We start from the raw sequence: 16,486 nt of genomic DNA on the forward strand, positions 1-16,486 counted from the left end.
CTCTTCAATGAACTTCCCACCCACGACTAGGCCGGCGACAGCCACTTCCGGAGCGCCGCATCGTAGGCCCGGTCGAAGCGGCCATATACCCGGACGTCGTCCACCGTGCAGGCGCCGTTGCCGGAAAAGCCATAGAGCGTGCCGATCAGCCGGCCGCCGCGGAAGATCGCCGATCCGCTGCTGCCCGTCTGCACCGTGCCCTGCGTGAAGCCGACGTCGTAGAAGGCGGCGGCGTCGCCGGTCGCCGAGTCGCAGGTCATCGAGCTCGCGTCTCCCTGGCAGGACAGGGTGCCCATGATGCTGCCGAAGCTGATCTTCTGCAGGTCTCCCCGGGGGTGGTGGATGCCCGCCACGGCGGCGGAGAGGCTCTGCGGGCCCGCGTCCCAGGCCGCGAAAACGGCGCCGGGCGGCGGCGCCTCGTTGAGCCGCAGGAACGCGGTGTCGGTATCGCCGCTCGCGTACAGCAGCGTGGCGCCGCCGGTGCGCACCGCGGCCGAGGCCGAGAGCATGCGGCTGTTGCAGGTCGGGGAGCGGAAGAACCAGTCGGTCTGCAGCGTGGAGGCCACGGTCTGCGTGGAGATGCAGTGGTTCGCGCTGATGAAGTAGGGGGTCCGGGTGGCATCGCGGTCGTTGAGCAGCGTTCCGGTGCAGAGACGGAGACGGCCACCCTCCACGAAGGTCATGCGCGCCACGGCATTGCGCTGGTCCGCGTACTCGTCATAGCAGGTCGCGTCCAGGTTGCAGGCGGTGGCGTCGTTGATCGCCTCCTGCGACACCGAGCCCTCGCGGGGCAGCGAGAGGTCTTCGAACACGTGGGAGAGCATGGGAACGGCGACCTCGAGCGCCGACGCCGGCACGCCGGCGGGCAGCTCGATCTCCAGGGTGGCCTCGCCCGCGCCGGTGTCGGGCGACCACCAGGTCCGCGCGGCGTCCGAGGTGTCGCCGGCCGCGAGATTGCGCGCGATGACCGCCAGGATCTCCCGCCCGGCGATCTCGTACGCCACGGTGGGGCGGTCCTGCCGGTAGATGCGGACCACGGCGCCGGGGGGCATCTGGCGCACCAGCAGGCCCAGGCGCACGCCATACGCCCCCTCCGACGAGAAGCTGACCGCCGCCACACTCCCGCCCCCGGCGGACGGGCTCCAGCGCAACCGCTGGCGCAGCCCCTCGGCGGACGCCGTCGCCTCGATGGCGCGCGGGGCGCCGATCTGGCGCGCGCCGCCGCGCCCGGACATCGCCGACTGCTCCGCCACGAAGGCGTCCAGCGCGACGCGCGCGGGCTCCGCCGCCAAGGCCGCCGCGCGCTGCAGCACGCGCGCCGACGGCGGAGCCGCCGTGTCGGGCTGCACGGCCGCGTTCACCTGCAGGACCGCGGGCGCCGCCCCGGCCCCCGCGCCGCCGCCGCCTCCGCAGCCCGCCAGCATCGCGGCCATTGCGGCGACCGAAACCACCCATCTCCCCCAGCTTGCCTGTGCCATACAGAGTCCTTTCTTTGCATCCCGCATGAAAAAGCGCGGCCGCGCATGTCCTGGCCGCCCGCGCCGCCGGGCTCGGCGCGTGTTCACGCCCTTACCGGGCCAGCGCCTTGAGCGCCAGTTTGATGCCCTCGCTCACCCCCACGTCCCTGGGCAGGGCCTTGAGCGCGGCGGAGGCTTCCTTGTCGTTGTAGCCCAGCGCCAGCAGGGCCTGCAGGATGTCGGCCTGGGCACCGTCCGTGGCCTCGGGGCGCGCGCCGATGTCGGCGCCGAGCTTGCCCTTGAGCTCCAGCAGCAGGCGCTCGGCGGTCTTCTTGCCGATGCCCGGCACCTTCACGAGCCGGCCGCCCTCCTGCAGCGACACGGCCTGGGCCAGATCGGCCACGCCCATGCCCGAGAGGATGGAGAGCGCCGTGCGCGGCCCCACGCCGGAGATCTTGATGAGTTCGCGGAACGCCTGGCGCTCCGGCGCGGTGCCGAAGCCGTAGAGCAGCTGGGCGTCCTCGCGCACGATGAACTGCGTGAGCAGCTGTACGCGCTCGCCCACGGCCGGCAGGTTGTAGAAGGTGCTCATCGGCACCTGCACCTCGTAGCCCACGCCGTGGCAGTCCAGCAGCACCTCGGGCGGGTTCTTCTCCAGCAGCGTGCCGGTCAGTTTGCCTATCATTGTTGTCCTTTGCCGCGCCCTGGCAGCGGCCCAACCGGAATTATCCGCGTGATCCTGCGACACACCTTCACTCCCCACAACAACACCCGGCTCACCCACCTGTGCGGTCCCGCCGATGCCCACCTGCGCACCATCGAGGCGGCCCTCTCGATCACCATCGCGCACCGGCACGAGCAGTTCAAGGTGGACGGCCCCAAGGCCCGCGCCACGCAGGCCATGGAGCTGCTGCAGGCGCTCTACGAGATCGCGGACCGCCCCATTGCCGAAGAGACCGTGCAGCTCATGCTCGCGGGCGACACCGCCCTGCGCGAGGCGCCCGACGGCGCCATGGTGCTCGCCACGCGCCGCGCCGACCTGCGCGCCCGCACGCCCACGCAGAGCGTGTACCTGGGCAACATCGCCAGCCACGACATCACCTTCGGCATCGGCCCGGCCGGCACGGGCAAGACCTACCTCGCCGTGGCCTGCGCGGTGGACGCGCTGGAGCGCAGCGCCGTGCAGCGCATCGTGCTCACGCGCCCGGCGGTGGAAGCCGGCGAGCGCCTGGGCTTCCTGCCCGGCGACCTCACCCAGAAGGTGGACCCCTACCTGCGCCCGCTCTACGACGCGCTCTACGACCTCATGGGCTACGAGCGCGTGCAGAAGGCCTTCGAGCGCAACGCGCTGGAGATCGCGCCGCTCGCCTTCATGCGCGGGCGCTCGCTCAACAACGCGTTCATCATCCTGGACGAGGCGCAGAACACCACGCCCGAGCAGATGAAGATGTTCCTGACGCGCATCGGCTTCGGCGCCAAGGCGGTGGTGACCGGCGACGTGAGCCAGATCGACCTGCCCAAGGGCGCGATGAGCGGACTCATCGACGCCGAGCGCGTGCTCAAGCGCGTCAAGGGCATCGCCGTGACGCGCTTCACCAGCGCCGACGTGGTGCGCCACCCGCTGGTCGCCCGCATCGTCGATGCCTACGACGCACCGCGCGGACGGAACACCCCGGCATGACCCACGATCGCTACACATTCAATAGCATAGAAATGAGCAGAAACGCCGACATGGAGCCCCCATGGCACTGAACCGGCTCTCGCTCTCCCTGCAGTTCGCGCGCTTCGCCGGCGCGCAGGCGCACCGCGACGCCCTGCCCCGCCACGCCGTCACCCGCTGGATCCGCCACGCGCTCGCCGCCGATGCCGAGATCACCGTGCGCATCGTCGACGCCGAGGAGGGCCAGGCGCTCAACCGCGAATACCGCCACAAGGACTACGCCACCAACGTGCTCACCTTCGACTACACGCAGGAGCCCGTGGTGGTGGCCGACCTGGTGCTCTGCGCCCCCGTGGTCGAGCGCGAGGCGCGCGAGCAGAACAAGGACCTGCGCGAACACTATGCCCACCTGCTGGTGCACGGCACCCTGCACGCCCAGGGCTGGGACCACGAGACCAGCGCCGAGGACGCGGACGAGATGGAGGCCTACGAGACGGCGATCCTGCGGGAGCTGGGGTTCGATGATCCCTATGCGGGTTGATGCCGGTGCCGCCCCGGACCGGCATCAGCGGCCGGGAAGTCGCAGGCGCTTGTGGGTGTAGAAGGTGTTGCCCCCCAGGGTCTTGAACTCCACGAACTCGGGAGAAGGGGCACCAGAGTCATCGGTCCGCCATGCAAACAGCCCCGTGGGGCTGGGGTCGGGCGCCAGCGGCTCTGTCGCGACAGAGAGCGCGGCTTCGTAGAACGCCACGTATTTCGCATGCCATGGCGTGTTGGTGGCATCGTTGACGATGGCCATCCGGGCCTCGATCAATTCCTGCTTCTTGCTGGCGATGCGTGGGTAATGCTGAAACCCCGCGAACTGCACATTGCCCCGGTCGCTGGCGGTCACGATGCCCCGAACATCCCGCGCGCCCGCCGCCATGAACTCCTTGGCGCTGCCGGATTCGAGCCGGTTGGCGATCACGCGGTGCATCATGCGCATCCCCTCCCTGGCAGCCTCCAGACCACTGATCCCCGCCGTTGCCCATTCTTGCGGCGCAGGCATCTCCACCAGAAAGAGCCGCACCAGCAGCCCTGCGTCCGATCCAGGATCGGGCAGGCTCACCGCCTTCTTTACCGTGACGCTCACCAGCGCTGGGGTGATCGTCAGTGCTGACTCACCGGCACCGCGTCCGGATCGGAGCATCAGCTTGGCGTTGCCCGCGTTGCGCGCCGTGACCGCGAAGGCCCAGGAATCCGCCCGGCTGTTGTGCGTGGTGCCGGTCACCTCCAGAACGTTCGGGAAATCGCTCACCGCCACCAGCGTGTAGCGCTTGTCGATGGCTTCGAGCTTGACGCGCAAAACGTTGCCTTCGACAAGGGTGATCGCACCAGGAACGGGGCTGTCGTAGATGTATTTCAGGATGGCACTGGGCACGAGAAGTCCTCCCTCTCTCCGGGGTCAGGTTTTGTGTTTTCGGGGTTATTGCGATGGAGTGGGCGGCTTGAATGCCGGAATCCGCACCTTGGTCCCCACGCGCTTGCACTGCGCGAACAGGTGATCGACCCAGGGGCGGCTCACGAGAAAGGTGCTGGTTCCTATATCCGCATCGGTCGGAACGACATCGGTCTGGAGATCCACGGTGCCGGTGGCATGGGCCAGCATCCGCCCTTCGGTTTCCGGGTCCATCGTGCCAGGTGCGTATCGCTGCCCGGGCCGCACACGATTGATTCGGTGGATCGACTCGCCCTCGTACCAAATCATGGACAGCACGCTCGTGCCCGGCTCGGTGGTATCGGGCCGATCCAGCACCCGCTGCACGAAGCAGAACGTGTTGGCATGCCCGATGCTCTTCTTCGTCACCAGAAAGGCCCGCAGCACGGCCCGGCCGGGCACCCGCCCGGGATCGGGCCGGGAGAACGCCGGGTCGATGGCGGGATAGGGCGTGCGCGCCGGCGCGGAGGCTGCCGGTGCGGCGGCGGGCGCGGTGGCTTTCGCCGGGAAGGTGGTGGCCAGGGGAAGCGCCAGCGCGAGGCTGGCACAGGCGAATCGCACAAGGGCAGGCATGGGTCCGGGCTCCTCCAGGAGGCGGCAGTATAGGAGGAGGTCCGCCCACCGCCACCCGGGCCCTTTTCATGGGCATGTCGCCGAATTTTCTACGAAGTTTGCTCTTATTTCAGGAGCATCACCGTGCCCCCCGCGGCAAGGTCGGCCCGCATGCCGGACCGCGCGCGCCAACGGCAGGCTTCCGCGGGCGCCTGGGGAACGTTCTGGCCCCATTTCGCGGCCATGTCGCCGTCTTTTCTCAAGAGTTTGCTATGTTTTCAGGAGTGATCACCCCCGCGCCCCGGGCTCGATCCGCAGCGGGATCGTCACCGGCCCGTCGTTGACGAGGTGCACCTGCATCTCGGCCGCGAAGCGGCCCGTTTCCACCACCGGGTGCAGCGCGCGGGCCCGTGCCACGAAGTGGTCGTAGAGCCGCCGCCCCTCGTCCGGCGCGGCCGCCTGCGTGAAGCTCGGGCGGTTGCCGCCGCGCGTGTCGGCCGCCAGCGTGAACTGGCTCACCAGCAGCAGACCGCCGCCCACGTCCTGCACGCTGCGGTTCATCTTGCCGGCCTCGTCCTGGAAGATGCGCAGCTTGAGCATCTTGGCCAGCAGGCGCTCGGCCTCGGGCTCGCCGTCGCCGCGCTCGGCGCAGACCAGCACCAGCAGGCCCGCGCCGATGCGGCCCGCGACCTCGCCGTCGATCTCCACGCGCGCCTCGCGCACGCGCTGCAGCACGCTCATCATGTCCGGGGTTCCTTGTCGTCTTCCATGGGGGTGGCCACGGCTTCCATGCCCGAGGGCAGCAGCTCGATCGTCGCGCGCAGGCCGGGCACGGCCTCCACCAGCGCCTGCTCCACGGCGGCGCGCAGGCGCGCGGCCTCCGACAGGCGCCAGTCGCCGGGCACGTGCATGTGCAGGGCCACGTGGCTGCGCTGGCCGGCGCGGCGCGTGGCCACGTGGTTGAAGCGCACGCCGGGCTGGCGCCGGGCGAAGTCCGCGAGCGCGCCGTCGATGGCTGCGCGCTCCTGCGGCTCCAGCGCCTCGTCCATCAGGCCCTGCGCGGCCTGCCAGACGAGGTGCACGCCCTCGCGCGCGATGTTGAGCGCCACGGCGATGGCCACCACCGGGTCGAGCCAGAGCCAGCCCGTGGCCATCACGCCGAGGATGCCGACCACCACGCCGGCCGAGGTCCAGACGTCGGTGAGCAGGTGCCGGGCATCGCCCTCCAGCGCCACGGAGCGGTGCGCGCGCGCCGAGCGCAGCATGAGCCAGGCCAGCAGCCCGTTGAGCCCCGAGCTGGCCACCGACAGCGCCAGCCCCCAGCCGAGCTGCATGAGGGGCTCGGGCGCGAAGAGGCGCAGCACCGACGCCCAGAGGATGGCCAGGGCCGCGCCCAGCACGAGGATGCCCTCGAAGCCCGAGGAGAAGTACTCGGCCTTGTGGTGGCCGAACGGATGGCTGCCGTCGGCCGGGCGCTGCGCCACCGCGACCATCATCAGCGCGAACACCGCGCCCGCGAGGTTCACGAAGGACTCCAGCGCGTCCGAGAGCAGCCCGACGGAGCCCGTCAGGTGCCAGGCCGTGCCCTTGAGGACGATGGTGACCCCGGCCACGGCGACCGAGATCCACAGCAGGTTGCGCGGCGCGAGCGGCATCGGGGCAATCTCCAGGTAGGCGATGGCGGCAGCGCCGCGGACGGATCAGGCCGCGATTCTGCCCCAGCGGCCGCCGCCACCGCCCTGCGCCGCCGGCGGCTTCAGGCGTAGAGCTGCGCGGCGCGGCGGCGCGCGGCCTCGGCGGCTTCGGCGCCGAGCGCGGCCGCCACGGGCTCGAAGACCGCTCCGTAGGCCGGCTGGGCGCCCTCGGGGAACGAGGTATGCGGCCAGTCCGAGCCCCACACCATGCGCTGCGGCATGCAACGCGCCACGCGCTCGATGTGCGCGTGCAGCAGGCCGTAGGGGTGCGGCGCGCGCAGCCGGTACCAGCCCGAGAGCTTGATCCACGCGCCCTGGTCCGCCAGTTGCTCCAGGTGGCCCCAGGCCGCGTCGCCGGCGGGCAGCTCGGCGTGCAGGCCCGCCAGGTGGTCGAGCACGCAGCCGACGCCGCTGCCCGCATGCCAGGCCGCGATGCGCTCCAGGTGCTCGGGCGCGGCGTACCACTGCACGTGCCAGCCGCGCCCTCGCAGGCGCGGCGCGAGCGCATCCAGGTCCTGCGGCCCGTTGCCCACGGGCGAGACGAGGTTGAAGCGCACGCCGCGCACGCCCAGCGCATGCATGCGGTCCAGCTCCGCGTCGGCGATGCCGCCGTCCACCACGGCCACGCCGCGGTGCACGCCGGGGCGCGCGGCCAGCGCCTGGAGCATCACGGTGTTGTCGGTGCCGTAGACGCTGGGCTGCACGAGCACGAGGCGCCCCACGCCGTGCGCGGCCGCCAGCGCCTCGATGCGTTCGAGCGGCTGGTGCGCCGGCCGGTAGTGCCCGGGCTGGGTGGGCGCGGCGCCGTCGAACACGTGCACGTGCGCGTCCCAGCGCGCGGCGGCGTCCGCCCCGGCGGCGGGCGGCGGTGCGGAGTGCGGGGCCGCCATGCGGATCAGCCCACCGAGATGTTGCGCTCGCGCACCACCTTGGCCCACTGCGCCTGCTGCGCCTGGATGAACTTGCCGGCGCTGGCCTGCGAGGCATCGGCGAACACGTCGCCGCCCAGCGCGCGCACGCGGGCCAGCACCTCGGGATCGGCCAGCGCGCGGCGGACGGCGTTCACCAGCAGGGCCTTCGTGTCGGCCGGCAGGCCGGCCGGCGCCATCACCGGGTTCCACTCCAGCACCTCGTACTGCTTCACGCCCGCCTCGGCCATGGTGGGCACCTCGGGCAGCGAGCGCGCGCGCACCGGCGCGGTGACGGCCAGCGCGCGCAGCTTGCCCGACTGGATGTGGCCCAGCGCCGAGGCCACGTTGGCGAAGAAGAGCGGCACCTGCCCGCCCATCACGTCGTTCATGGCCGGGCCGCCCCCGCGGTAGGGGATGTGCACCAGGCCCACGCCCGCGCGCTCTTCGAACAGCGCGCCGGCCAGATGCTGGGCCGAGCCGTTGCCCGAGGAAGCATAGGCGATGTCGCCCGGGCGCTCCTTGGCCATGCGGATCACGTCCTGCACCGTGCGCGCCGGAAAGCCCGCCGAGCACACCAGCACGTTCGGGAAGGTGGCCAGCACCGCCAGCGGCGTGAACGACTTCTGGATGTCGTAGGCCATCTTGGGATAGAGCGCGGGGTTCACCGCGAACGAGGAGGCGTCCACCAGCAGCGTGGTGCCGTCCGGCGTGGCGCGCGCCACGAAGGCGCCGGCGATCTGGCCGCTGGCGCCGGGCTTGTTGTCCACCACCACGCTCTGGCCCAGCGCCTCGCCCATGCGCGGCGCGAGGATGCGGGCCATGAGGTCGGCGCCGCCGCCGGCGGGGTAGGAGACCACCAGGGTGATCGGGCGGCCGCCCGCGACGGGGGCGGCGTGGCCGGCCGTCCAGGGCGCGGCGAGCGCGGAGGCGGCGGCGCCCAGCACGAAGCCTCGGCGCGAGAGGGTGGAGCCGGCGTGCGGCAGGGATGCATCGGTCATGGTGCGGTCTCCTTTGGGCGGATCAGGTCAGGGTGACGGTGTAGTGAAAGGCGTGGGCATCGCCGCGCGTGACGCGCCACTCGACGCAGCGGCCCGAGAAATCCATGGCGCGGCGCGTGACCACCGCGCAGGGGTGGCCCGCCTGCAGCCCCAGCGCCCGCGCCTGCGGGGCCGTGAGCATGCCGAAGCCGATGTCGTCCACCGCGCGCTGGATGTGCACGCCGCAGCGGCTGGCATAGAAGGGGTAGAGCAGCGCGTCCCAGGCGCCGGGGTCCTCGCCCTCCAGCGCGCCGAAGAGGTCCGCCGGCAGCCAGATCTGCTCGGACAGGCAGGGCTCGCCGTCGATCAGGCGCAGGCGCTGCACCCGCAGGGCGCTTGCGCCCGTGGCCAGGCCCAGGGCCTGCGCGGCGGCGGCCGGCGCGGCCATGCGCCGGCACGAGAGCACGCGCGAGGCCGGCTCGTCCCCGCGGCCGTCCCCGAAGCGGAAGAAGCGCAGCATCGACGCGCCCGCGATGCCGCTGCGCACGAAGGTGCCGCGCCCATGGATGCGCTCGATCAGCCCCTGGTCCACCAGCAGCTCCAGCGCGCGGCGCAGCGTGCCCAGGGCCACGCCGTGCTCGGCCGCCAGCGCCTGCTCGGCCGGCAGCGCCGAGCCGGGCGGCCATTCGCCGCGCACCACGCGGTGGCGCAGCATTTCGGCCAGCGCCGCGTAGCGCGCCAGCCCGGGCTGGTCCTGCGCCACGCCCAATGCGATCACCTTGGCCATCAGCTCTACTCCTCTAGATGACTCGGAGTCTAGCCGATGGCGCAAGGGAGGCCGGCCCGATCCCCCCGCGGAGTGCCAGGGAACCGTGCCGGAACGTGATCGCTAACGCTTCTTTTAGAACGTGCTCAGGACGCCGCCTGGATCTTGCGCGCCGTGATGACGCGCCGCCACTGCACCTGCTGGGCCTTGATGAAGCCCGAGGCGAGGCCGTCGGTATGGTTGGGGAACACCTCGCCGCCCATGGCCTGCACGCGCGCCACCACCTCGCGGTTGTCCATGGCCTGCTGCAGGGCCTTGGCGAGGCGCTCGCGCTCGGCCGCCGGGGTGGCCGCGGGCGCGAGCAGGGGGTTCCACTCCAGCACCTCGTAGTTCGGCACGCCCGCCTCGGCCATCGAGGGCACCTGCGGCAGCGCCTTGCTGCGCCGCCGCGTGGTCACGGCCAGGGGCCGCAGCCGGCCCGCCTGGACATGCTCGCGCGTGGAGGCCACGTTGCCGAAGAAGAGCGGCACCTTGCCCGCCACCACGTCGGCCATGGCCGGGCCGCCACCCTTGTAGGCCACGTGGCGCAGCTGCGTCTGCGTGAGGTCCTCGAAAAGCGCCCCGGCCAGGTGCTGCGCCGAGCCCACGCCCGAGGAGGCGTAGGCGATGCCGTCGGGCTCCGCCTTGGCCATGCGGATGAGGTCCGCCACGTTCGCCGCCTTGAACGACGGATGGCACAGCAGCACGTTGGGAAAGATCGCGAGCACGCCGATGGCCGTGAACGCGCGGTCGCTGTCGTAGGGCAGCCGGGGGAACAGCGAGGGATTGACCGCGAACGACGAGGCATCGAGCAGCAGCGTGCGCCCGTCGGGCGCGGCTGCGGCCACGCGGGCGGCCGCGAGCTGCCCGCTCTCGCCGGGCAGGTTCTCGACCGCCACCGGCCGGCCCAGCGCGTCCGAGAGGCGCGGCGCCAGCAGCCGCGCCATCAGGTCGGCCCCGCCGCCGGCGGGGTACGACACCACCAGCGTGACGGGCGGGCCGCCCGGCGCCGCGGCGCGCAACGCCGGCGCGGTGCCCAGCGCGGCGGCGCCGGCGCAGGCCTGCAGGAAACGGCGGCGCGGTGCGCCCGCGCCCTGGTTCACGTGATCGCTATCGTTCATGGTCAACACCCCTTCTCCTTGGTTCGTCGTTATTTCCCGCAGGTGCGGGGCCATGTCATACGGATTCGCCATCGAAGAGAGCACACGGCGCGAAGCCGCAGACAGTGCTGCAGCACGGCCAGGCGAAGCAACGCAGTGGTCTTCTTGATGGCGAAGCCGTATCACTCGTCCTCGACCAGCCGCGCCTTCACGGTCTTGCCCTTCACCCGGCCGGCCGAGAGGCGCTGCGCCACCTGCCGGGCGATGCCGCGCTCCACGGCCACGTAGGTGGAGAACTCGTTCACGTTGATCTTGCCCACCTGCTCGCGCGTGAAACCCATCTCGCCCGTGAGCGCACCCAGCACGTCGCCGGCGCGGATCTTCTCCTTGCGCCCGCCGATGATCTGGATGGTGGCCATGGGCGGCTCCAGCGGCCCGCCGGGCGCGGGCGTGAGTTCGGCGAGCGGATGCCACTGCGAGGGGCGGCCCTGCAGCACCTCGATCTTGCCCACGTTGCCCATCTCGGGCAGGCTCGCGAGGCTGAGGGCCAGGCCCTCGGCGTCGGCGCGGCCCGTGCGGCCGATGCGGTGGATGTGCACCTCCGGGTCGGGCGTCACGTCCACATTGATCACGGCCTGCAGCTGCGCGATGTCGATGCCGCGCGCGGCCACGTCGGTGGCCACGAGCACGCTGCAGCTGCGGTTGGCGAAGCGCACCAGCACCTGGTCGCGCTCGCGCTGCTCCAGCTCGCCGTAGAGGGCCAGCGCGCTGAAGCCCTGCGCGCGCAGCACCTCCACGAGGTCGCGGCACTGCTGCTTGGTGTTGCAGAAGGCGATGGTGGATTCGGGCCGGAAATGGTTCAGCAGCTGCGAGACGGCATGCAGGCGCTGGCGCTCCTCCACCTCGTACCAGCGCTGCTCGATCTTGGCCGCGCCGTGCTGCGCCTGCACGGCGATGCGCTGGGGCTCCTTCATGAACTGCCGCGCGAGCCGCTCGATGCCCTCCGGGTAGGTGGCCGAGAAGAGCAGCGTCTGGCGCGCGGCCGGGCAGCGGCGCGCCACCTGGGCGATGTCGTCGAAGAAGCCCATGTCGAGCATGCGATCGGCCTCGTCGAGCACCAGCGTGCCCAGCGCCTCCAGGTCCAGCGTGCCGCGCTCCAGGTGGTCCATCACGCGGCCGGGCGTGCCCACCACCACGTGGGCGCCGTGCTCCAGGCTCGCCGCCTGCCCGCGCAGCGGCACGCCGCCGCACAACGTCACCACCTTGATGTTCTCCTGCGCGCGCGCCAGCCGGCGGATCTCGGTCGTCACCTGGTCGGCCAGCTCGCGCGTGGGGCACAGCACCAGCGCCTGCACGGCGAAACGGCGCGGGTTCAGGCGCTCCAGCAGCGCCAGGCCGAAGGCGGCCGTCTTGCCGCTGCCGGTGCTGGCCTGGGCGATCAGGTCGCGGCCCAGCAGGGCGGGCGGCAGGCTGGCCGCCTGGATGGGGGTCATGCGGTCGTAGCCGAGCTGCCGCAGGTTGGCCAGCGCCTCGGGCGCGAGCCCGAGCGTGTCGAACCCGGCGGGCGTGGCGGTGGCGGCGGCCGACGGGGAAGGGGAAGAGGATTGCATCGCCCGATTATCCCGGCCGCGCCCCGCCCGGAGGCGGCCGCCGGGGCATGGCTTTCGGAATCGTCCCGCCGGGCGTGGACAATAGCCCCATGGCCCAGACCCCAGAATTCACCGAGCCCACCTTCCACACCGATCCCGCCGAGGCGCTGGCCCAGGTCCAGCGCATCTACCAGGAGCAGATCGGCCACCTGCGCGAGGCCATGCAGCGCTTCGTGGCCGGCGAGACGCCCTCCAGCCACGTGCGGGCGTTCTACCCCTTCGTGCGGGTGCAGACCACCACGGTGGCCCGCGCGGCCACGCAGCTCGCCTACGGCTTCGTCGAGGGCCCGGGCCGCTACGAAACCACCCTCACCCGCCCCGACCTCTTCGCGCGCTATTACGCCGAGCAGTTCCGCCTGCTGCGCGCCAGCCACAACGTGGAGCTGGAGGTGGGCATCAGCAACCACCCGATCCCGATCCACTTCTCGTTCGCCGAGCACGACCACATCGAGGGCACGCTCTCCGCGCAGCGCCGCATGCTCATGCGCGACGTGTTCGACCTGCCCGACCTCGCGGCCATGGACGACGGCATCGCCAACGGCACCTGGGAGCCGCGCGCGGGGGAAGCGCAGCCGCTGTCGCTCTTCACCGCGCCGCGCGTGGACTATTCGCTGCACCGCCTGCGCCACTACACGGGCACGGCGCCCGAGTGGTTCCAGAACTTCGTGCTGTTCACCAACTACCAGTTCTACATCGACGAGTTCGTGCGCCTGGGCCATGCCGAGATGGCCAACCCGGACAGCGAATACGTGGCCTTCATCGAGCCGGGCAACGTGGTCACGCGCCGCACGGGCCTGCCCTCCCAGCCCGGCGACGACCTGGGCGCGCCGCCGCCGCGCCTGCCGCAGATGCCGGCCTACCACCTCGTGCGCGCCGACAAGAGCGGCACCACCATGGTCAACATCGGCGTGGGCCCCTCCAACGCCAAGACCATCACCGACCACATCGCCGTGCTGCGCCCCCACGCCTGGATGATGCTGGGCCACTGCGCGGGCCTGCGCAACAGCCAGCAGCTGGGCGACTACGTGCTGGCCCACGCCTACGTGCGCGAGGACCACGTGCTCGACGAGGAGCTGCCCCTGTGGGTGCCGATCCCGGCGCTGGCCGAGATCCAGCTCGCGCTGCAGCAGGCCGTGGCCGACGTGACCCAGGTGCCCGAGGCCGACCTCAAGCGCTTCATGCGCACCGGCACCGTGGCCAGCACCGACAACCGCAACTGGGAGCTGCTGCCCGACAACATGCCCCAGCGCCGCTTCAGCCAGAGCCGCGCGGTGGCGCTCGACATGGAGAGCGCAACCATCGCGGCCAACGGCTTCCGCTTCCGCGTGCCCTACGGCACGCTGCTGTGCGTGTCCGACAAGCCCCTGCACGGCGAGATCAAGCTGCCCGGCATGGCCAACCACTTCTACCGCGAGCGCGTAGACCAGCATCTGCGCATCGGCATGCGCGCCATCGACATCCTGCGCGCGGGCGGCGTGAGCCGGCTGCACAGCCGCAAGCTGCGCAGCTTCGCGGAGGTGGCGTTCCAATAAAGAAGAAGGGGCCGCGCCGGAGCCGCCCACGGCCGCCCCGCGGCCCTCCTCTCCTGTTTTCGCCCACCGGCCATGGCGCTGGATTTCGTCACGCTGCTGGCCGTCACGGCCACGAACCTGTTCATGCTCTCGCTCGCGCTGCCGCTGCTCATGGGGCGCGGCGCGAGCCGGGCCGCGCGCTTCGCGCAGGCCAGCGTGGCCCTGCAGGCGCCGGCCTGGGCGGCGATCATCGCCTCCTCCTTCGCGTGGGACCGGGCGCTGTCCACGCTGTCCATCGCCTGCACGGCGGCCGCGCAGTGGGCGCTTTTCACCGCGCTGCAGGAATGGCTGGGCCCGCGCCCGGGGCGCCGCTGGGTGCCGTGGCTGGTGGTGGCGATCCCGCTGGGCTACGCGCTGGGGTTCGGCCACTACGCGTTCCGGGTGGGCTGGTCCAACCTGCTGCTGGCGGTGCTGCTGGCCACGGTGGCGCGCGCCACGCTCGCCCCGCTGCGGCCGGCGCCGGTGCGCTGGCGGCTGCTGCTCTGCGGCTGCCTCACCACCATGGCCGGCTTCACGGCGGCGCGCGGCGTGCTGGGCGCCTTCACCCACGCCTATCCCAGCTTCCGCACGCCCCACCCGGTGAACCTGGGCGCGGCCGTGGCCACCAACGTGACCCTGGTGCTCGGCGTGGTCGCGCTGCTGGTGGCCTGGCGCACGGAGGCCGAGCAGAAGCTGCACGCGCTGGCGACCACGGACGCGCTCACCGGCGCGCTCAATCGCCGGGGTTTCGACGCCCAGGGCCGCGCCCTGCTGTCGCGTGTGCTGCGGCTGCGCCAGCCCCTCACCGCGCTGATGCTGGACGTGGACCATTTCAAGCAGGTGAACGACACCCACGGCCACGACGCGGGCGACCGCGCGCTCGTGCTCTTCGCCCGGCTGCTGGGCGAGACGGCGCGCGCCGGCGACATCGTGGGCCGCATGGGCGGCGAGGAATTCGGCGTGCTGCTCCTGCACGCGCCCGGTGAGCCGGCCGCCGAGCGCTTCGACCAGCGGCTGCGCGAGCGCCTGGCCGCCGAGAGCCCCGCCACCCTGGGCTTCACGCTCGGCTACAGCGCGGGCGCGGCCACGCTCGACCCGGGTGCGCCAGCGCAGCCCGCGACCCATCTCTCGGATTTCATGGCGCAGGCCGATGCCGCCCTCTACGCGGCCAAGCGCCGCGGGCGCGGATGCCTCTGCCGGCTGGACGCGCCCCTGCCGTGAGCGATCACCGCCCCATGTATCGAACGGCAAGTTTCTGCAACACACGGCAATAGCGGGCGCCTCCGCCGCCCTGCGTGGATAGCATCCTGCCGACCCTGGCAACGAGAGGAACACGAACGGCATGGACATCGACAAATCCGGGAAAGTGCAGGACCCGCGCGTCAAGCTTTCGATCTACAGCACCATCGAACGCGGCGAGATGAAGGTGATCAACGGCATCATCGTCCACCAGACCGGGGCGGCCACGGCGCAGTCCTCGTTCAACAGCTACAAGGGCTCCGACCCCAACGGCGCGCACTTCCTGCTCGACAAGGACGGCACCATCTACCAGACGGCCTCCATCTACCAGAAGACCTACCACGTGGGCTTCATCAAGTCGCGCTGCATGGTGGAGCACAAGTGCACGCCCGCCGACGTCAAGGCGCTCAAGGGCAAGACCGTCGGACGCCAGATCGGGACGGTGGAAAAGCACAAGAGCTTTCCCAACCGCTATCCGGACAACAGCGACTCCATCGGCATCGAGATCGTCTCGGCCGTGCGGGGGCAGGCCTTCGAGCCGGTGACGGGCGCCCAGCAGCAATCGCTGGCGTGGCTCATCGCCGAACTCACGTCCACGCTGGGCATCTCGGTGCAGGAGATCTACCGGCACCCCCAGGTGTCCTGGAAGAACGAAACCGAAGCGAGTACCGCGCAATGGTAAACCGCAGAATCCTTGGCGCGCTCGCCTGTACGGTGGCGGCGCTTTCCACGGCCCATGCGGCCGACTCGTGGATGCGGCCGCAGGTGGAGGCCCTGCCCGCCTTCGTGCGGCAGGTGCTGCCCTGCGGCCAGTGGACGGAGGGCGAGCGGCAGGGCAGCTGGCGCGTCGTCAACGCCGACGTGCACGAGGGCGCGGGCAGCGAGCTTTACGTGCAGTGGCTCACCGACCCGCTGCAGGGCGAACCCTCGCGCATCACGAAGACCCTCGCCTTCCCCGAGCTGAACGACGACCACCGCCAGTACCGCTTCGAATCCCTGCAGTGCCGGGCCGCGGGCGCCGCCATCGAGATCACCGTGAAGGCCCGCTACGAACACGACGAGGACGACCGCCTGCGCACCTTCACCGTGCGGGTGGAGCCGGGCGGCGGCTACCGCGTGCGCGAGTCGGGCGCGCGGCGCGGCCCCAAGTAGCGCAGGCAGGGGAATCGATCGCCGGCGGGGCCGCGGTGCCCGGTCGGCCTCCGGAGGCACGGCACCGGGGGGCTGCCCCGGCGCCGCGGGGCGCCCGCACGGAAGCCCTCCGCCGCCGCTTTCGCCCGGCCACGGGAAGCTTCGCAACCCGGCCGCGCCGGGGCCCGCGCGGCCGGTACAACCGGGCGATCATCCCTTCACCGGCCGGCCCTGCCAGGCCGCCAGAGCACCAGGACTCCCCACCTATGGGCAACGCCATTTCG

The 16,486-nt window shown here is 71.7% G+C and carries 17 protein-coding genes; 6 read left to right on the forward strand and 11 right to left on the reverse strand.

Going from position 1 to position 16,486, the window contains the following annotated elements; genetic code table 11:
• Positions 1–26: 26 nt before the first annotated feature.
• Complete coding sequence (locus tag AX018_RS12475) at positions 27–1,433, reverse strand: trypsin-like peptidase domain-containing protein (RefSeq protein ID WP_245951535.1); 1,407 nt, start codon at positions 1,431–1,433, stop codon at positions 27–29.
• A 136-nt stretch (positions 1,434–1,569) separates the two neighbouring features.
• Positions 1,570–2,142 (reverse strand): Holliday junction branch migration protein RuvA, encoded by a 573-nt coding sequence (gene ruvA, locus AX018_RS12480; RefSeq protein ID WP_111877609.1) that lies wholly within the window; start codon positions 2,140–2,142, stop codon positions 1,570–1,572.
• Between the two features lie 48 nt (positions 2,143–2,190).
• Here ruvA and AX018_RS12485 point away from each other — a divergent pair, with 48 nt between their 5' ends.
• Positions 2,191–3,138: a PhoH family protein gene (locus AX018_RS12485; protein WP_111877610.1), complete on the forward strand. Its 948-nt coding sequence runs from the start codon at positions 2,191–2,193 to the stop codon at positions 3,136–3,138.
• 61 nt (positions 3,139–3,199) lie between these two features.
• Positions 3,200–3,658 carry an rRNA maturation RNase YbeY gene (gene ybeY / locus AX018_RS12490; protein WP_111877611.1) on the forward strand — a complete coding sequence of 153 codons (459 nt, stop codon included), beginning with the start codon at positions 3,200–3,202 and terminating at the stop codon, positions 3,656–3,658.
• A gap of 24 nt (positions 3,659–3,682) precedes the next feature.
• On the opposite strand, the gene AX018_RS12495 is transcribed toward ybeY, so the two are convergent.
• From AX018_RS12495 to dbpA, 9 genes are all read right to left on the reverse strand, one after another.
• Positions 3,683–4,537 carry a hypothetical protein gene (locus AX018_RS12495; RefSeq protein ID WP_111877612.1) on the reverse strand — a complete coding sequence of 285 codons (855 nt, stop codon included), beginning with the start codon at positions 4,535–4,537 and terminating at the stop codon, positions 3,683–3,685.
• Positions 4,538–4,582: 45 nt separating this feature from the next.
• On the reverse strand, positions 4,583–5,167 hold the full coding sequence (locus AX018_RS12500) for a hypothetical protein (protein WP_245951536.1): 585 nt from the start codon (positions 5,165–5,167) through the stop codon (positions 4,583–4,585).
• A 267-nt stretch (positions 5,168–5,434) separates the two neighbouring features.
• Positions 5,435–5,890, reverse strand: coding sequence for a D-aminoacyl-tRNA deacylase (dtd, locus tag AX018_RS12505; RefSeq protein ID WP_111877613.1), 456 nt, complete (start codon positions 5,888–5,890; stop codon positions 5,435–5,437).
• The gene (locus AX018_RS12510) at positions 5,887–6,801 is read right to left on the reverse strand and encodes a cation diffusion facilitator family transporter (protein WP_111877614.1); all 915 of its coding nucleotides are present in this window, start codon (positions 6,799–6,801) and stop codon (positions 5,887–5,889) included. Before AX018_RS12510 ends, dtd begins: the two co-directional genes overlap by 4 nt.
• A gap of 101 nt (positions 6,802–6,902) precedes the next feature.
• A complete protein-coding gene (locus tag AX018_RS12515) occupies positions 6,903–7,730 on the reverse strand; it encodes an amidohydrolase family protein (protein ID WP_111877615.1) in 828 nt (275 codons plus the stop codon).
• Between the two features lie 5 nt (positions 7,731–7,735).
• Positions 7,736–8,749: a tripartite tricarboxylate transporter substrate binding protein gene (locus tag AX018_RS12520; protein WP_111877616.1), complete on the reverse strand. Its 1,014-nt coding sequence runs from the start codon at positions 8,747–8,749 to the stop codon at positions 7,736–7,738.
• A gap of 22 nt (positions 8,750–8,771) precedes the next feature.
• Entirely contained in the window at positions 8,772–9,515 is a 744-nt protein-coding gene (locus AX018_RS12525; protein WP_111877617.1) for a GntR family transcriptional regulator, read from the reverse strand.
• Positions 9,516–9,640: 125 nt separating this feature from the next.
• Positions 9,641–10,654 carry a tripartite tricarboxylate transporter substrate-binding protein gene (locus AX018_RS12530; RefSeq protein WP_111877618.1) on the reverse strand — a complete coding sequence of 338 codons (1,014 nt, stop codon included), beginning with the start codon at positions 10,652–10,654 and terminating at the stop codon, positions 9,641–9,643.
• A gap of 161 nt (positions 10,655–10,815) precedes the next feature.
• Positions 10,816–12,243, reverse strand: a complete 1,428-nt coding sequence (gene dbpA, locus AX018_RS12535) for an ATP-dependent RNA helicase DbpA (RefSeq protein WP_111877619.1) — start codon at positions 12,241–12,243, stop codon at positions 10,816–10,818.
• Between the two features lie 89 nt (positions 12,244–12,332).
• On the opposite strand from dbpA, the gene AX018_RS12540 reads away from it, so the two are divergent.
• From AX018_RS12540 to AX018_RS12555, 4 genes are all read left to right on the forward strand, one after another.
• Positions 12,333–13,814, forward strand: coding sequence for an AMP nucleosidase (locus AX018_RS12540; RefSeq protein ID WP_111877620.1), 1,482 nt, complete (start codon positions 12,333–12,335; stop codon positions 13,812–13,814).
• 72 nt (positions 13,815–13,886) lie between these two features.
• Entirely contained in the window at positions 13,887–15,053 is a 1,167-nt protein-coding gene (locus AX018_RS12545) for a GGDEF domain-containing protein (RefSeq protein WP_111877621.1), read from the forward strand.
• Positions 15,054–15,174: 121 nt separating this feature from the next.
• Positions 15,175–15,753 carry a peptidoglycan recognition protein family protein gene (locus tag AX018_RS12550; protein WP_111877622.1) on the forward strand — a complete coding sequence of 193 codons (579 nt, stop codon included), beginning with the start codon at positions 15,175–15,177 and terminating at the stop codon, positions 15,751–15,753.
• The gene (locus tag AX018_RS12555; protein WP_111877623.1) at positions 15,747–16,223 is read left to right on the forward strand and encodes a hypothetical protein; all 477 of its coding nucleotides are present in this window, start codon (positions 15,747–15,749) and stop codon (positions 16,221–16,223) included. Before AX018_RS12550 ends, AX018_RS12555 begins: the two co-directional genes overlap by 7 nt.
• Positions 16,224–16,486 lie beyond the last annotated feature (263 nt).

Source organism: Paracidovorax anthurii (assembly GCF_003269065.1).
Taxonomy (GTDB): Bacteria; Pseudomonadota; Gammaproteobacteria; order Burkholderiales; family Burkholderiaceae_C; genus Paracidovorax; species Paracidovorax anthurii.

Excerpts from the sequence above, each read along its gene's own strand:
- AX018_RS12500 (WP_245951536.1), bottom strand. The coding sequence starts at position 5,167 with ATGCCTGCCCTTGTGCGATTCGCCTGTGCCAGCCTCGCGCTGGCGCTT.
- ruvA (WP_111877609.1), bottom strand. The coding sequence starts at position 2,142 with ATGATAGGCAAACTGACCGGCACGCTGCTGGAGAAGAACCCGCCCGAG.
- AX018_RS12520 (WP_111877616.1), bottom strand. The coding sequence starts at position 8,749 with ATGACCGATGCATCCCTGCCGCACGCCGGCTCCACCCTCTCGCGCCGA.
- dbpA (WP_111877619.1), bottom strand. The coding sequence starts at position 12,243 with ATGCAATCCTCTTCCCCTTCCCCGTCGGCCGCCGCCACCGCCACGCCC.
- AX018_RS12545 (WP_111877621.1), top strand. The coding sequence starts at position 13,887 with ATGGCGCTGGATTTCGTCACGCTGCTGGCCGTCACGGCCACGAACCTG.
- AX018_RS12475 (WP_245951535.1), bottom strand. The coding sequence starts at position 1,433 with ATGGCCGCGATGCTGGCGGGCTGCGGAGGCGGCGGCGGCGCGGGGGCC.
- AX018_RS12530 (WP_111877618.1), bottom strand. The coding sequence starts at position 10,654 with ATGAACGATAGCGATCACGTGAACCAGGGCGCGGGCGCACCGCGCCGC.
- AX018_RS12515 (WP_111877615.1), bottom strand. The coding sequence starts at position 7,730 with ATGGCGGCCCCGCACTCCGCACCGCCGCCCGCCGCCGGGGCGGACGCC.
- dtd (WP_111877613.1), bottom strand. The coding sequence starts at position 5,890 with ATGATGAGCGTGCTGCAGCGCGTGCGCGAGGCGCGCGTGGAGATCGAC.
- AX018_RS12510 (WP_111877614.1), bottom strand. The coding sequence starts at position 6,801 with ATGCCGCTCGCGCCGCGCAACCTGCTGTGGATCTCGGTCGCCGTGGCC.
- AX018_RS12540 (WP_111877620.1), top strand. The coding sequence starts at position 12,333 with ATGGCCCAGACCCCAGAATTCACCGAGCCCACCTTCCACACCGATCCC.
- ybeY (WP_111877611.1), top strand. The coding sequence starts at position 3,200 with ATGGCACTGAACCGGCTCTCGCTCTCCCTGCAGTTCGCGCGCTTCGCC.
- AX018_RS12555 (WP_111877623.1), top strand. The coding sequence starts at position 15,747 with ATGGTAAACCGCAGAATCCTTGGCGCGCTCGCCTGTACGGTGGCGGCG.
- AX018_RS12525 (WP_111877617.1), bottom strand. The coding sequence starts at position 9,515 with ATGGCCAAGGTGATCGCATTGGGCGTGGCGCAGGACCAGCCCGGGCTG.
- AX018_RS12550 (WP_111877622.1), top strand. The coding sequence starts at position 15,175 with ATGGACATCGACAAATCCGGGAAAGTGCAGGACCCGCGCGTCAAGCTT.